Source organism: Streptomyces sp. NPDC086023 (assembly GCF_044540325.1).
Taxonomy (GTDB): Bacteria; Actinomycetota; Actinomycetes; order Streptomycetales; family Streptomycetaceae; genus Streptomyces.
On the sequence record NZ_JBITRX010000006.1, the window covers coordinates 225,060 to 239,406 of the forward strand.

At 71.6% G+C, this 14,347-nt stretch carries 15 protein-coding genes; 9 read left to right on the plus strand and 6 right to left on the minus strand.

The features are described from left to right. Window positions 1-74: 74 nt before the first annotated feature. From ACIF6F_RS14795 to ACIF6F_RS14820, 6 genes are all read left to right on the plus strand, one after another. Entirely contained in the window at window positions 75-470 is a 396-nt protein-coding gene (locus tag ACIF6F_RS14795) for a WXG100 family type VII secretion target (protein WP_399946121.1), read from the plus strand. Between the two features lie 23 nt (window positions 471-493). Further along, window positions 494-799, plus strand: coding sequence for a WXG100 family type VII secretion target (locus ACIF6F_RS14800; RefSeq protein WP_399946525.1), 306 nt, complete (start codon window positions 494-496; stop codon window positions 797-799). Continuing rightward, window positions 799-2,583 carry an RNase A-like domain-containing protein gene (locus tag ACIF6F_RS14805; RefSeq protein ID WP_399946124.1) on the plus strand — a complete coding sequence of 595 codons (1,785 nt, stop codon included), beginning with the start codon at window positions 799-801 and terminating at the stop codon, window positions 2,581-2,583. The genes ACIF6F_RS14800 and ACIF6F_RS14805 overlap by 1 nt, the downstream gene beginning before the upstream one ends. 174 nt (window positions 2,584-2,757) lie before the next feature. Beyond that, window positions 2,758-3,330 (plus strand): hypothetical protein, encoded by a 573-nt coding sequence (locus ACIF6F_RS14810; RefSeq protein ID WP_399946126.1) that lies wholly within the window; start codon window positions 2,758-2,760, stop codon window positions 3,328-3,330. A gap of 37 nt (window positions 3,331-3,367) precedes the next feature. Next, entirely contained in the window at window positions 3,368-3,667 is a 300-nt protein-coding gene (locus tag ACIF6F_RS14815) for an RNase A-like domain-containing protein (protein WP_399946129.1), read from the plus strand. Between the two features lie 13 nt (window positions 3,668-3,680). Continuing rightward, complete coding sequence (locus ACIF6F_RS14820; protein ID WP_399946132.1) at window positions 3,681-4,346, plus strand: contact-dependent growth inhibition system immunity protein; 666 nt, start codon at window positions 3,681-3,683, stop codon at window positions 4,344-4,346. Window positions 4,347-4,380: 34 nt separating this feature from the next. On the opposite strand, the gene ACIF6F_RS14825 is transcribed toward ACIF6F_RS14820, so the two are convergent. The 3 genes from ACIF6F_RS14825 to ACIF6F_RS14835 all read right to left on the minus strand — a co-directional run bounded on the left by ACIF6F_RS14825 (window position 4,381) and on the right by ACIF6F_RS14835 (window position 8,154). Next, entirely contained in the window at window positions 4,381-5,796 is a 1,416-nt protein-coding gene (locus ACIF6F_RS14825; protein ID WP_399946135.1) for an FtsW/RodA/SpoVE family cell cycle protein, read from the minus strand. Continuing rightward, complete coding sequence (locus ACIF6F_RS14830; RefSeq protein ID WP_399946138.1) at window positions 5,784-7,373, minus strand: LCP family protein; 1,590 nt, start codon at window positions 7,371-7,373, stop codon at window positions 5,784-5,786. The genes ACIF6F_RS14825 and ACIF6F_RS14830 overlap by 13 nt, the downstream gene beginning before the upstream one ends. Before the next feature lie 100 nt (window positions 7,374-7,473). Further along, the gene (locus ACIF6F_RS14835) at window positions 7,474-8,154 is read right to left on the minus strand and encodes a response regulator transcription factor (RefSeq protein ID WP_399946141.1); all 681 of its coding nucleotides are present in this window, start codon (window positions 8,152-8,154) and stop codon (window positions 7,474-7,476) included. A 658-nt stretch (window positions 8,155-8,812) separates the two neighbouring features. Between ACIF6F_RS14835 and groES the strand changes: the two genes are divergently transcribed. Then, entirely contained in the window at window positions 8,813-9,121 is a 309-nt protein-coding gene (gene groES, locus ACIF6F_RS14840) for a co-chaperone GroES (RefSeq protein ID WP_030230757.1), read from the plus strand. A 115-nt stretch (window positions 9,122-9,236) separates the two neighbouring features. After that, window positions 9,237-10,868: a chaperonin GroEL gene (gene groL, locus ACIF6F_RS14845; protein ID WP_399946145.1), complete on the plus strand. Its 1,632-nt coding sequence runs from the start codon at window positions 9,237-9,239 to the stop codon at window positions 10,866-10,868. 108 nt (window positions 10,869-10,976) lie between these two features. Here the strand turns inward: groL and ACIF6F_RS14850 are convergent, their stop codons facing one another. From ACIF6F_RS14850 to ACIF6F_RS14860, 3 genes are all read right to left on the minus strand, one after another. Further along, window positions 10,977-11,708, minus strand: coding sequence for an ester cyclase (locus ACIF6F_RS14850; RefSeq protein WP_399946148.1), 732 nt, complete (start codon window positions 11,706-11,708; stop codon window positions 10,977-10,979). A gap of 97 nt (window positions 11,709-11,805) precedes the next feature. Then, window positions 11,806-12,579 (minus strand): SDR family NAD(P)-dependent oxidoreductase, encoded by a 774-nt coding sequence (locus tag ACIF6F_RS14855; RefSeq protein ID WP_399946150.1) that lies wholly within the window; start codon window positions 12,577-12,579, stop codon window positions 11,806-11,808. Between the two features lie 25 nt (window positions 12,580-12,604). Next, window positions 12,605-13,282, minus strand: coding sequence for an MOSC domain-containing protein (locus ACIF6F_RS14860; RefSeq protein ID WP_399946152.1), 678 nt, complete (start codon window positions 13,280-13,282; stop codon window positions 12,605-12,607). Window positions 13,283-13,362: 80 nt separating this feature from the next. Here ACIF6F_RS14860 and ACIF6F_RS14865 point away from each other — a divergent pair, with 80 nt between their 5' ends. Further along, window positions 13,363-14,265 carry a LysR family transcriptional regulator gene (locus ACIF6F_RS14865; RefSeq protein WP_399946155.1) on the plus strand — a complete coding sequence of 301 codons (903 nt, stop codon included), beginning with the start codon at window positions 13,363-13,365 and terminating at the stop codon, window positions 14,263-14,265. Window positions 14,266-14,347: the final 82 nt, after the last annotated feature.

Below are 14,347 nucleotides of genomic sequence, written 5' to 3' on the forward strand. Positions count from 1 at the left end.
CCGTCCGTGTCGGCGGCAACTCCTAGGATGTACGTCCGAACACGCGCACGAGGGCGGACGGACGGGGGCCCGGGATGGACAGAGCTCACCTCGACGTGTCGGAGGACGGGCTGACCAGGCTCGCCGACGACATGGACGCGATGCAGGCGTACCTGGAACAGCAGACGCGGCGCATGGACGCCGTCGTCGACGGCATCGAGAGCGGCTGGGCCGGCCCGACGGCCACGGCGTACCGCAGCCTGCACCAGGGCGTCGCCGAGGACGCCGTACGCATCCGGCAGGTGCTCGTCCTGCTCGAACAGGCCACCAGACTCTCGCGCGACGGCTTCACCGAGCAGGAGCTCGACACGCTGGGCCGGCTCAAGAAGATGCAGGACAGCGAGAACGTGCCGGAGGCCGCCCGCGAGATGGCGGACGGGAACCGGGCACCGGTACCGGAGCGTCCGCAGAGCCGGATCCTGGACATATGAATCACGGGGGGACGCGCACCACCATGGCCGGCGACGACCGCATCACCGTCGACTTCGCGACGCTCCGCCGCCTCTCCGGGGAGCTGGAGGACATCCTCCGCAACCTGACGACGCGGCTGGACGCGCTGTACGACCGCGCCGAGAAGACCGTGCTGAGCTGGGAGGGCGAGGCGCGCGACGCCTTCATCGACGAGCTCGACAAGTGGGACCGCTCGGCCCAGGACCTCAAGGCCGCCCAGGCCTGGCTCCACGAGGTGGTGGTCAAGGGCCACCTGAACTACGACGCGGCCAACCGCTCCGTCCTCCAGGGCTGGGGAGGCGGTGCCTGATGGCCGGGCCCACGACCACCCCGGCCCCGGCCCAGCCGCCGGGCGGCAACGGCACGATCGACGTCAAGCCGAGCGACCTGTGGCGGGTCTCCGGGAACATCGCGGCGCAGCAGGGCATGTTCGACAAGGGCGCCAAGGACCTGCTGTCCGGCCTCCAGAAGTACCCGGACGCGGGCGGCAACGGCGACGCGGCCCGGAAGTTCGCCACGGCGTACATGAAGGTCGGCAACCGCTGGCTGGAGGTCTGGGCGAAGGGCGTCTCCGGCGTCGGCGGTGTCGCGGTGGGCTTCACCGAGACGGCGAACGCGTACACGAAGGCGGATGCGGCGGCGCACCCGAAGCCGGGGCAGTCGGCGGAGCAGCGTACGCCGCCCGCGGTGATCGAGAAGATACCGTCCTACGGCAAGGTCCCGGACCTGAAGTGGGGCGACGACGACGGCGGGGACGACTTCATACGGTCGGTCCTGGAGGCCATCCCCGAGATGGTGCGGGGCGTCCTGGCCGAGGTGATCCGGACCGCGTTCCGGGCGGGCCGGCTGGTCGAGGTCTACCCGTACCCCCAGCAGCACTACCTCAACTCGCTCTCCCAGACCTGGGCCGACACCACGATCTGCCTGAGCACGGTGTCCGGCTCGCTGATGGGCGAGGTCAGCACCATCACGAACCCGCAGGAGGCGGACTGGCACAAGGCCATGACCGTGTTCTGCAGCGCGTTGTGGGGCGGGACGGACTGGGGTCAGTCGCGTCACGGGCTCCAGTGGGGGCACACGACCCCGCACGCCCCGGGCACGCAGCGGGTTCCCACCGGCAGCCAGCCGGTGATGACGGTCCTGATGGACACGGCGAAGAAGATCAGCGACATCCTCCGCGAGTACGCCGAGGCCGCCGTCGAGCTGAACGGCGACATCTGGGACGAGTACGTGGAGGCCGCGAAGGAAGCGGCCAAGGAGGTCATCAAGGACGTCAACCTCAAGGACGGGGTGGACGTCAAGGACGCCTGGGGGCTCATCAAGGGCATCGGCAAGTCGGCCAAGAACCTGCTGCTGGAGTGGGAGGTCAACGTCGTCCTGAAGCTGGACACGGCGGAGATCAACCGGATCGTCCAGCGGTACATAGACAAGCTCAACGCCCTCACGGCCCGGTTCGACGCTCTGATGGAGCCGCTGGACGAGGCCTACCTGAGCGCCCCGAAGTACGAGGCGGGCGTCGCTCGGGCCCAGGGGTACGGCGCCCGGGCGCTGGACGAGTTCAAGAACCCGCAGCGCTGGATCTCGCAGGATCCGGGCAGTGGCGCGTACACCCTGGACCTGGCCAGCAACGAGTGGTTCAACAACGGCCACACGCTGGACAAGCACGTGGGCAAGACGGACGAGCAACTGCTCCAACGCCTGCGCGACCAACAGCGGCCGAACGCGGACCCGAACCTCTGGCCGGAGGGCAAGCCCATTCCCAGTGCTTCCTCCTCGTTCAAGAACTATGCGGAAGCACAGCGGCTCACCCAGTACAACCTCAACCGGCACAAGGCGGAGATAGAGAAGTGGCTTGCCGGTCCGCCGGACCCGGCCACCACCCCGATGCCGCCCTTGGTGTCCCCGTCGCCAAACGGCGAGGTCACCGGTCGCAGCGTGCAGCGCAACGCAGACCCGAACGACGCGGAGAAGGGCTGGCAGTACAACGGCATGAACGCCAAGGTCGAGGACGTGAACCGGATCCAGACGATGATCCGTTACAGCCCGAACACCGACCCGAAGTTCACCGTCGTCACGTCGATGCCGACGAAGTAGGCGAAGCCGCGCGCGTCCGTCATGGCCACGGGTCCGCGCCGGCACGCCGACCGGCGGCTCGACCTGCCGGCGACGACGGGCCCCGGGCCCGTCGTCGTCTCCGACACGGAGACCGGCGTGTACTGGACCTTTGACGACTGACTCCCACTCCGCACCCACAGAGGATCCGTGAGCATGCCCGTCGACCAGGCCACCTGGGAAGCCGCCGTCCGCAAGCTGTACGGCGGGACCTTCGCGTACGTCGCCACCGCGCCCCGTAGGCACGAGGACTGGCGGCTCGACGTGCTGGACGTGATGCGGCGCGCGGTGGACGATCCGCGTGGCTGGACGGGGCTGGACGACTGCCCCGAGGGGTACTCCGCGGACGGGGAGGAGGGGCCGTCGTACCCCTTCAAGGAGCTCACGGCCGACGTGCTCGGCGCGCGGCTCTACGAGATCGAGCCCGAGGCGGCCGCCGAGCAGTTGGTCGCCATGGCCTCACCCGGCTGCAGGCTGTCGAACGCCCTGCCCCTCTTCGCAGAAGGGCTGGACGAGCTCCTCGGCCTCGCGCGCAGCCTCGTCTCCCGGCACGGCGAGGCCCCGGCGTTCTTCACCAACGTCGCCCAGGCCTACGACGACCGGCACCCCGACTACGACGCCGCGTTCCGCACCTGGCACGACCTGACGGTGTACGTGCAGGACATCGGGCTCGTGGCGGTGTCCGACGCCGAGGTCGGCCTCTACTGGACCTTCGCCCCCGAGTACTGACCCCGCCGCCCGCTCACCCGTACGAGAGAATTCGAGCATGCTGACCCGATCCGCCACTTACCCCGACCGGGAGACCGCGCAGTGGGCCACCCAGATGGTGGTGACCGCCAACGAGCAGGCGGTGCACCGCTGGCTCGCCCAGGGCACGCGGCCGCGGCTGACCATCGAGGCCGCCTGGCCCTCCCGTGAGGAACCGGTCGGCCGGGTGCTGCTGGAGGCGATGATGCTCGCCGGCCGCGAGCCCGTCGACGTACGGGCCGCCCGCGTCGTGCTGCGCCGCGAGCCCCGCAGCCCGCACGGCTTCGTCGTCCAGACCACCCTCCCGATCTACCTGTAGAGGCGCCGCGACCGTGCCCATGAAGCCCCTCGACCACGACCGCCGCTACGGCGAGCTCGACCAGGTCATGCGCGCCTACCTCGGCCAGGCGGCCGACGACACGCCGGAGCGGCGCAGCACCGCGCTCGACGCCTACCTGCGCCACACCTGGCACACCCGTCCCTGGGCCATCGCCGAGGCGGAGCGCCAGCTGCGCGAGTACAGCCGCAACCCCCCGGGCCGGCTGCGGATCAACCTCGGCGAGTTCTACGCCGTCCCCGACACCGGGCTGCCCGAGTCCGCGATCGGCGACTGGCTGCTGGTCGTCGCCGACCACCTCAAGCAGAGCATCGAGGGCGGCGACGTGCCCGCGCCCGCCAGCCCGCAGACCCACTGGGAGTGGCACGCCCGCTTCCCGGAGACGGCGCAGCTGCTGGGCGGGTGGTTCTCGCAGGACATCGTGGACGAGTTCCCCGACCACGAGGCGGCCGTCCGGGACTACGCCGACGGGACCGACCCGCAGCTGGTGGCGCGGCTCGTCGGGGAGCTCCACGAGCTGCTCGCCCTGCCGCTGGACGAGCCCGACTACGCCCTCGCGGCCGCGGAGCTCGGCATGGAGGTCGGGCCGCCGGAGCCGTTCTCGTACGTGGTCTGGTTCCGCGTGGTCGCCGAGCAGCTGGCCGCGCCCCGAGGGGAGTGAGCCGAGGGGCGGGGGAGTTCCCCCGCCCCTTCCGTCAGCTTCCCGTCGGAGCCGCGACCACCGGGGTGATCGTGGTTTCCACCGGGCCCCGGGCGTCCGCCTCGCGCTGGCGTTCCGCGCTGTCGGAGATCCGCAGCAGCAGCGCCACCATGATCCAGTTGGCCACCAGGGAGGAACCGCCCTTGGCCAGGAACGGCAGCGCCTTTCCGGTCAGCGGGATCAGGCCCGTCACGCCGCCCGCGACCACGAAGACCTGGAGGGCCAGCGCCGCCGCCAGGCCCACGGCCAGCAGCTTGCCGAAGGGGTCGCGCGCCCCCAGCGCCATCCGCAGCCCCCGCTGCGCCAGCAGCGCGTACAGCAGCAGGACCACCATGACCCCGGCCAGGCCCAGCTCCTCGCCGATCGTGGTGAGGATGAAGTCGCTGCGGCCGGCGAAGCCGATCAGCTCCGGGTGGCCCTGGCCGAGGCCCGTGCCGGTGATGCCGCCGCTGCCGAAGCCGAACAGCGCCTGGGCCGACTGCTCCGAGACGATGCCGGGCGGCCGCTGGTCCTCCGGCAGGTAGATCGCCAGCGGGTCCAGCCAGGCCGCCACGCGCCCCTTCACGTGCGGTTCGGTCGAGCCGACCACGAAGGCGCCCAGCGCGGCCATCAGCAGGCCGCAGACGATCCAGCCGGTGCGCTCGGTGGCGACGTACAGCATCACCACGAAGACGCCGAAGAAGATCAACGAGGTGCCGAGGTCGCGCTCGAAGACCAGCACCAGCAGCGAGACGATCCAGACGGTGATGATCGGTCCGAGCTGGCGCATCGGCGGCAGCCGCACGCCCAGGACCTTCCGCCCGGTCAGCGAGAGCGAGTCGCGGTGGGTGACCAGGTAGCCGGCGAAGAAGACCGCGATCATGATCTTCACGAACTCGCCCGGCTGGAGCGACTGCCCGCCGATGACGATCCACCGCTTGGCGCCGTACATGTCCGCGCCGAAGAACATCGGGGCCATCAGCAGCACCAGTGCCACCAGCATGGTGATGTAGATGAACCGCCGGAGGTGGCGGTGGTCGCGCAGCACCATCAGCACGACGATGCAGATCGCGGTGCCCACCACGGTCCACATCAGCTGGTTCGGCGCGGTCGCCCCGGACTTCGGCCACTTGGCCAGGTACGTCGTGTCCAGGCGCGCCAGCAGCACCAGACCGATGCCCGACAGCAGCAGCGTGATCGGGAGGATCAGCGGGTCGGCGTACGCGGCGAAGCGGCGCACCGCCAGGTGCCCGACCAGGGCCAGCAGGCTCATGCTGATCGCGAAGTCCGCGAGGTTGTCCGGCAGCCTGCCGGTCATCGACAGGCCCACGCTGGCGTGCCCGCCGACCGTGATCAGTACGACGAAGGCCAGCAGCAGCGCCTCGGTGCGCCGTTTGGCGCCCGCCACCGTCAGGGGGGTCAGTCCACGCACGGAATGCCGCCGCCGTCGATCGCGGAGCTCGCGCTGCCACCGCCGTCCCGCGTGCTCGGGGCGGGGGAGGAGGCCGGGGCGGGGGAGTGGGCCGGCGCGCCGGGGGCGCCGGAGGAGTCGGGGCCGGCAGCGGCCTTGGGCCCGATCTGCTCGGCTATGAGGCGCTTTATCTTCATATCATCAACGACGTTGACGTCCTCGCCGTGGTTCCTCGCGAACCCTTTGATGGGAAGTGTCACAAACTCGACGTCCCCGCCGGAGAGGTTCTTCGCCTGCCCGACGAAGGACAGCAGGTCCCAGCCCTCGTCCGTGACGAGGTCCTGCCTGGCCGTGTCCAGCAGCCGCACCAGCTTCGCCGGATCGGTGAAGGTCCCGGCCTGGCTCAGCTCGTACCGCGCCCCCGCGAGGAAGGCCTGCTGCCGCCTGGTGCGGTCCAGGTCGCCCATGGGCAGCCCGTGCCGCTGGCGGACGAACGCCAGCGACTGCCGCCCGTCGAGGGTGTGGTGGCCCGCGGTGAAGTCGGCACCCGAGTACCGGTCCTTCACGTCGTGCTTCAGACAGACGGGTACGCCGTCCAGCGCGCCGGCGAGGTGGTGGAAACCGGCCAGGTTCAGCTCGGCGAAGTGGTCGACCGGCACGCCGAGGAAGTTCCGTACCGTCTCGATCTCGGCCTTCCGGCCCGCCTCGCGGCCCTCGCGCTCCCAGGCGGGCCGCTGCGCGGGGAGCCGGAGGGTCAGCCGGGCACCGCCGCCCGGTGCCGTGCCCGAGGTCAGCGCGCCGCCGTGCGCCAGGGCGATCTCGCGGGCGATGGCCAGGCCGAGGCCGGTGCCGCCGCGGTCCCGGGAGCGGGCCCCGTCCAGCCGTACGAAGCGCTCGAAGACCCGCTCCCGGTCCGCCGCCGGGATGCCGGGACCGTCGTCCGCCACCTCCAGCACCGGGTCGCCGCCGGGGCCGGCGGCCGCGTGGACCCGCACCTCGGTGCGGGCGTGCCGCAGGGCGTTGTCGACCAGGTTCGCGAGCAGCCGGGCCAGCTGTCCGGGGTTCCCGTACGCCGGTACGGGCGCCCCCGCCACCACCCTCACCGGCACCCGCGGGGCGGGGCGCCGGGCCAGGTCCTCGGCGGCCAGCAGCGCCAGGTCGACCGGTTCGGCTGCGAGCGGGGGCCGGCCGTCGAGGCGGGCCAGCAGGAGCAGGTCGGCGGCGACGTGCTGGAGCCGCTCGGTGTCGGCGAGGGCGGCCCGTACCGACTCCTGGTCCGGGCGGGCCAGTGCCACCTCCAGGCGGGCGCGGACGGCGGAGAGGGGGTTGCGCAGCTCGTGGGAGGCGTCGGCGGTGAACCGGCGCTGCCGCTCGTCGGCCAGCTCCAGCCGGTCGAGCGTGGCGTTGACGGTACGGGCCAGCCGGGCGAGTTCGTCGGCGCCGCCAGGGTCGGGGAGCACGGCGGGGAGCGTGCCGGTGTCCACCTGCGCGGCGGTCCGGCGGGCGGCCGGCTCGGTGCGGCCGGTGGTGTTGTCGAGCAGGTTCGCGCGCAGCAGCCCGTACAGCCAGAGCCCGCCGGCACCGAGCACGGCCGCCATGGCCAGCCCCCCGGCCAACGCGGCCCGCCCCCGCAGCCCGTACCGCGCGCGGCGGGGACCGGGGACCGGCGCGGCGTGGCCCGGCTGTGGGCGCCGTGCCTCAGCCGCCATCGGGGACCACGCGGTACCCGTGGCCGTGCACGGTGCGGATGGAGCGGCGGCCGAAGGGTGCGTCGACCTTCTTCCGGAGGGAGGAGACGTAGACCTCGACGATGTTCGGGTCGATGCCGTCGGGACCGTCCCAGACCTCGCCCAGGATGTCCCGCTTGGCCACCGCCTCGCCGGGGGTGCGCAGCAGGCAGGCCAGGACGCCCAGCTCACGGGCGGTCAGCTCGATCTCGTACGGGCCCCGGCGGCAGCGCCGGGCCACGGGGTCCAGCACCAGGTCACCGGCCTGGAGGGTGGTGGCGGGGGCGGTGCCGGCGCGACGCTGGAGGGCGCGGAGGCGGGCCGACAGGACCACGAAGGAGAAGGGCTTGGTCAGGTAGTCGTCCGCCCCGGCGTCCAGGCCCTCGGCCTCGTCGTACTCGCCGTCCCTGGCGGTCAGCATCAGTACGGGGGTGGTGTCGCCGTGGCGCCGCATGCGGGCGCAGATCTCGTACCCGCCGGGGCCGGGCAGCATCAGGTCGAGCACGACAGCGTCGTACGGGCCGCCGGCGAGCGCGAGTTCCAGGCCGCGGTGGCCGTCGTGGGCGAGCTCGACCCAGTGCCCTTCGGCGCCGAGGCCACGCCGAAGCGACTCGGCCAGCCCGACTTCGTCCTCCACCACCAGAATCCGCACGCCGCCCAGCGTCACATACCGCCCAAATCCCCCCGAACCCGGGGTCCCGCCGACCCTCCGGGGTCCCGCAGCCCTCCGGGGTTAGGCAGCCCTCCGGGGTCCGGCAGCCCCGCGGGGCTCGGCCCCCTGCGGGCTCGCGCCGCCCCGCCGGGCTCCCGCCACCCTCCGGGGTTACGCCGGCCACCCGAGTCCGGCCCCGCGCCCGAGTCCCGGCCCGCATCCGGACCAGCCCGCATGCATCCAGGCCCGGCCGTACCCGGGTCCAGGCGGCCCGCACCTGAGGTCGTGGGTGGTCCAGGGGGTAAGCCCCGGGGTGGGCCCGGCGGTCGTCCCCGGGGCATCCGGGGGGCAGGGCCCGCGAGTGACGGTCCCGGGGTGTCCCCGGCGGCCCGCCCCCGGGGCCTGGGGACGGCGTCCGCGGGCCGGGTCCGGGGCCGCCGGCCCGGGGCGGTGCGGGTGGATTCCGGGGGGCGCCGCGCAGTGAATTGGCACTCCGCTTGACCGAGTGCTAATCGCCGGAATAGTCTCGGCCCTGGCACTCGCCCATGGTGAGTGCCAACACAGCGACGGGCAGATCCGGCACCCGCGACGACGGATCGACCTGGTCGCCACCTCAGACAGTTAACCCCGTGAGATCTCCGAAGGGGGAGGTCGGATCGTGACGACCGCCAGCTCCAAGGTTGCCATCAAGCCGCTCGAGGACCGCATCGTGGTCCAGCCGCTGGACGCCGAGCAGACCACGGCCTCTGGCCTGGTCATCCCGGACACCGCGAAGGAGAAGCCCCAGGAGGGCGTCGTCCTCGCCGTGGGCCCGGGCCGCTTCGAGGACGGTCAGCGCCTGCCGCTCGACGTCTCCGTCGGCGACATCGTGCTGTACAGCAAGTACGGCGGCACCGAGGTGAAGTACAGCGGCGAGGAGTACCTCGTCCTCTCGGCTCGCGACGTGCTCGCGATCGTCGAGAAGTAGTTCACCCAAGCACCGCACTGAAGCAGATGCTTTGACCTGCGCCCCGGGCCCCAGACCTCCATATCAGGGTGCCCGGGGCGCAGTTCGTCTCACCGAAGAGGACTGAAACGCTCCCATGGCGAAGATTCTGAAGTTCGACGAGGACGCCCGTCGCGCCCTCGAGCGCGGCGTCAACAAGCTTGCCGACACCGTCAAGGTGACCATCGGCCCCAAGGGCCGCAACGTCGTCATCGACAAGAAGTTCGGTGCCCCGACCATCACCAACGACGGCGTCACCATCGCCCGTGAGGTCGAGATCGAGGACCCGTACGAGAACCTCGGCGCCCAGCTCGTGAAGGAGGTGGCGACCAAGACCAACGACATCGCGGGTGACGGCACCACCACCGCCACGGTCCTGGCCCAGGCCCTGGTCCGCGAGGGCCTGCGCAACGTCGCCGCCGGCGCTTCCCCGGCCGCCCTGAAGAAGGGCATCGACGCCGCGGTCAAGGCGATCTCCGAGGACCTCCTCGCGACCGCCCGCCCGATCGAGGACAAGTCCGACATCGCCGCCGTGGCCGCGCTCTCCGCGCAGGACCAGCAGGTCGGCGAGCTCATCGCCGAGGCGATGGACAAGGTCGGCAAGGACGGTGTCATCACCGTCGAGGAGTCCAACACCTTCGGTCTCGAGCTCGAGTTCACCGAGGGCATGGCCTTCGACAAGGGCTACCTGTCCCCGTACTTCGTGACGGACCAGGAGCGCATGGAGGCGGTCCTGGAGGACCCCTACATCCTGATCAACCAGGGCAAGATCTCCTCCATCCAGGACCTCCTGCCGCTGCTCGAGAAGGTCATCCAGGCCGGTGGCTCCAAGCCGCTGCTGATCATCGCCGAGGACGTCGAGGGCGAGGCCCTGTCGACCCTGGTCGTGAACAAGATCCGCGGCACCTTCAACGCCGTCGCCGTCAAGGCGCCCGGCTTCGGTGACCGCCGCAAGGCGATGCTGCAGGACATGGCCACCCTCACCGGTGCCACCGTCATCGCCGAGGAGGTCGGCCTCAAGCTCGACCAGGCCGGTCTGGACGTGCTGGGCTCCGCCCGCCGCGTGACCGTCACCAAGGACGACACCACGATCGTGGACGGCGCCGGCTCCTCCGAGGACGTCCTCGGCCGCGTCAACCAGATCAAGGCCGAGATCGAGTCCACGGACTCCGACTGGGACCGCGAGAAGCTCCAGGAGCGCCTCGCGAAGCTGGCCGGCGGCGTGTGCGTGATCAAGGTCGGCGCCGCCACCGAGGTGGAGCTGAAGGAGAAGAAGCACCGTCTGGAGGACGCCATCTCCGCGACCCGCGCCGCGGTCGAGGAGGGCATCGTCTCCGGTGGTGGCTCCGCTCTGGTCCACGCCGCCAAGGTCCTCGCCGACAACCTGGGCAAGGACGGCGACGAGGCGACCGGTGTCGCCGTCGTCCGCCGCGCCGTGGTCGAGCCGCTGCGCTGGATCGCCGAGAACGCCGGCCTTGAGGGCTACGTCATCACCTCGAAGGTCTCCGAGCTGGAGAAGGGCCAGGGCTTCAACGCCGCCACCGGCGAGTACGGCGACCTGGTCAAGGCCGGCGTCATCGACCCGGTCAAGGTGACCCGCTCCGCCCTGGAGAACGCCGCCTCCATCGCCTCGCTGCTGCTCACGACCGAGACCCTGGTCGTCGAGAAGCCGGCCGAGGAGGAGGACAACGGCCACGGTCACGGCCACGGTCACGGCCACAGCCACTGACCCACGCGCTGACACGCAGGCCCCCGTCGCACGCGGCGGGGGCCTTCCCGTGTCTCGGCCCCGGCTCTCGTGCCCGGGCCGGCGGACCCTGCCCGTGGTGATGCGGCGTCAGCCGGCGGCGCCCGTCCCCTTGTCCGCGCTCATGTTCATGTCCATGCCCATCTCGCGCATGAGGCGCATGATGTCGTAGTGCCACCAGCCCTCGGAGATCATGCCGTCCGTGCAGCGGAAGGTGGTGGTGCCGGTGGTCTCGTGGGTCTTACCGGTGGGGGGCATGCCCATGAACTCGCCCGTGTGCTTGCCGCGCCACGTCCACACGGTGGTGACGAGGTCGTCCTGGGCGAGCTGCGCGTCGACGGCGAAGGACATCTCGAAGCCGCCGCGCCACATCTGAATGTCCTTCATCACCTCGTCGCGCCCCACGACCGTCTGCTCCGGCTTGCTGACGTCGTGGTCGATGTAGTTCGTGGCGAAACACTCCTCGAACACGGCCATGTTCCCGTTCAGCATGACCTCCTCGAACACCCGGTTGACCAGCATGGTGTTGAGGTGTTCGTCGCGGACCACGTCGAGGTTGGTGAACTTCGGCATGCCGTCGCACAGCGCGACCATCTCGTGGAACATGCGGTCCGTCTCGGGGAGGTTCGAGTTCTTCATGGCCTCCTCGTACGAAGGGAACTCCACGACGTCGACGTAGTGGTCGTTCGTGTCGCGGTCCTTGCCCACGATGCTGTGGGTCAGCGTGCGCCTGCCGTGGCTCTGGGCGACGTACTTGTCGAGCAGGTCGTTCATGGCCTCGGGCTGGTGCGTCGTGTAATCGACCAGTTGTACGAATGTCATGGCGGTCTCCCGGGCTGGAAAGGACAGTCCCAATTTTAGTGAAGAACCACCCATTCGGCTGGTTTGGCGCTTTTCAGCCGCTCCCCGGCTGGCGCCCTCATTGGGGTCCGTACTTGCGCCCGGTGCGCGAGGACACCCCGCCCAGCAGCCCGCGCGGCGTCAGCTTCACGACGCCCATCAGGGCCTTGTACCGCGGGTCGGGGATCGAGACGGTGCGGCCCCTGGCCAGGTCGGCCAGGGCCGCCGTGACCAGCTTGTCGGCGTCCAGCCACATCCAGTTCGGGATGTTGTCCGTGCCCATGCCGGCCCGCTCGTGGAACTCCGTACGCACGAAGCCGGGGCACAGGGCCATCAGCCGCACCCCGGAGCCCGCCATGTCCCGTGCCGCGCCCTGCGTGAACTGCACGACCCACGCCTTGCTCGCGCCGTAGGTACCGCGCGGTACGAAGGCGGCCACCGACGCCACGTTGACGATCCCGCCCCGGCCGCGCTCGCGCATGCTCGCGGACGCCGCCGAGGTCAGCCGCAGCACCGCCTCGACGTGCACCTTCAGCATCGTCAGCTCGTCGGCCATCGAGACTTCGAGGAAGCGGCCCTTGTTGCCGAACCCCGCGTTGTTGACCAGCAGGTCGACCGGGTCGCGGCGGTCGCCGAGCCGCTGCTCGACCGCCGCGATGCCCTCCTCCGTCGACAGGTCGGCGGTCAGCACCTCGGCCTCGATCCCGTGCCGGTCGTGCAGTTCGGTGGCCTGCTCGCGCAGCCGCTTGGTGTCCCGGGCCACCAGCACCAGGTTGTTCCCCTGGGCGGCCAGCTTGCGCGCGAAGGCGGCGCCGATGCCCGCCGTGGAACCCGTAATCAGAGCAGTCGTCATGTGCGCAACCTAGCCGCCGCAGGTTTCAGCCCGTCGTCCCGCCGTGCTTCTCCAGGTACGCGCGGACCTTTTCCCGCGCCTCCGGCTCCATGGCGTCACCGGCGGCGAGGGTGCGCGGCAGCAGCTCCCGCTCGGTGGTGAAGGCGCGGAACCAGAAGGCGACCGTGACCTCGTGGTCCGGGCGGTCTACGACCTCCACGGCGTCGCCGGGCGACACCTCGCCCCCCTGGACCACTCGGAGGTACGCCCCGGGCTTCGCGGCCTGCGTGAAGCGCTTCACCCAGCCGCCCTCGTCCAGGTGGCCCGCGAAGGTGCGGCACGGGATGCGGGCCGAGGCCACCTCCAGGACCAGGTCCCGGCCGACCCGCCAGCGCTCGCCGATCAGCGCGCCGTTCACGTCGACGCCCGAGGTGGTGAGGTTCTCGCCGAAGATCCCGCCGGGCAGCTCGCGGCCCAGCTCGCGCTCCCAGGCGTCGAGGTCCTCGCGGGCGTAGGCGTAGACGGCCTGGTGGTCGCCGCCGTGGTGGCGCAGGTCGCAGACCGCGTCGCCTTCGACGCCGCTGCCGCCGACGCCCTTGGGTCCGGGGGCGAAGACGCGTACGGGCCCGGGCACGGGCGCCTTGCCGATGCCCGTCACGCCCACGGACGGGTCGGTGTGGTCCACGGCGACGGCGCGGCCCAGGTTCACGGAGATCAGATGCATGCTCGAACGCTAGCCCAGGGTTTCCCAAAGGGGCAGACCAATATTCACAGCGGCGTCAAAGGGGGGCTTATGCTCGAAGGGTGATCGAGGCACGTCATCTCCGAATCCTGCGCGCCGTCGCAGCCACGGGCTCCTTCTCCGCCGCCGCCCGCGAGCTGGGCTGCACTCAGCCCGCCGTCTCGCAGCAGATGAAGGCGCTGGAGCAGTCGGCCGGCACCCCGCTGCTCATCAGGACCGGCCGCGAGATGCGGCTGACCCAGGCCGGCGAGGCGCTGGTCCGCCACGCCGCCGGCATCCTCGCCGGTCTGACCGCGGCCGAGGAGGAGGTCGCGGCGATCGCGGGTCTGCGAGCCGGGCGGGTCCGCCTGGTGTCCTTCCCCAGCGGCAGCTCGACGCTGGTGCCCAAGGCGCTGGCGGCGATGCGCGCCGACCATCCCGGCACCCGCGTCTCGCTCGTGGAGGCCGAGCCGCCGCGTTCGGTGGAGATGCTGCGCGAGGGCGACTGCGACGTCGCCCTGGCGTTCCGGTACACCGGGGCTGCGGGGAGCGGCCCCGCCGAGTGGGCGGACCTCGTGGTCCGGCCGCTGCTCACGGACCGGCTGGTGGGCCTGGTCCCCGAGGAGCACCCGCTGGCCGGGGCGGAGCGGGTGGGCATGGCCGAGCTGGCCGGCGAGCCGTGGATCGCCGGCTGTCCGCGCTGCCGCCGCCATCTGGTGGAGGTCTGCGAGGGCGTGGGCTTCACGCCGCGCATCGACTTCGCCACCGACGACTACCCCGCGGTGGTGGGTCTGGTCGGCGCCGGGCTCGGCGTGGCCGTGCTGCCGGAGCTGGCCGTGGAGTCCGTGCGGACCGGGTCGGCCAGGACCGTGACGGTGGAGCCCGCCGTCGAGCGCGAGGTCGTCGCCCTCACGCTGCCCGACCTCGCGCGTGTGCCCGCCGTCGCGGCCATGCTGGACCGGCTGGAGCACGCCGCGGCGCGGTGAGGTGTCCCGGGCGCGGGCCCGTGACGGCCCGCGCCCGCACGACACGCCCGGGGGCGGCCACGGATTCCCGCCCCCGGCAGGA

Coding starts and splice junctions, on each gene's coding strand:
- ACIF6F_RS14830 (WP_399946138.1), bottom strand. CDS start 7,373: ATGGCGGCCGTGCTCGGTGCCGGCGGGCTCTGGCTGTACGGGCTGCTG.
- ACIF6F_RS14795 (WP_399946121.1), top strand. CDS start 75: ATGGACAGAGCTCACCTCGACGTGTCGGAGGACGGGCTGACCAGGCTC.
- ACIF6F_RS14860 (WP_399946152.1), bottom strand. CDS start 13,282: ATGCATCTGATCTCCGTGAACCTGGGCCGCGCCGTCGCCGTGGACCAC.
- ACIF6F_RS14850 (WP_399946148.1), bottom strand. CDS start 11,708: ATGACATTCGTACAACTGGTCGATTACACGACGCACCAGCCCGAGGCC.
- ACIF6F_RS14805 (WP_399946124.1), top strand. CDS start 799: ATGGCCGGGCCCACGACCACCCCGGCCCCGGCCCAGCCGCCGGGCGGC.
- groL (WP_399946145.1), top strand. CDS start 9,237: ATGGCGAAGATTCTGAAGTTCGACGAGGACGCCCGTCGCGCCCTCGAG.
- ACIF6F_RS14815 (WP_399946129.1), top strand. CDS start 3,368: ATGCTGACCCGATCCGCCACTTACCCCGACCGGGAGACCGCGCAGTGG.
- ACIF6F_RS14800 (WP_399946525.1), top strand. CDS start 494: ATGGCCGGCGACGACCGCATCACCGTCGACTTCGCGACGCTCCGCCGC.
- ACIF6F_RS14855 (WP_399946150.1), bottom strand. CDS start 12,579: ATGACGACTGCTCTGATTACGGGTTCCACGGCGGGCATCGGCGCCGCC.
- ACIF6F_RS14810 (WP_399946126.1), top strand. CDS start 2,758: ATGCCCGTCGACCAGGCCACCTGGGAAGCCGCCGTCCGCAAGCTGTAC.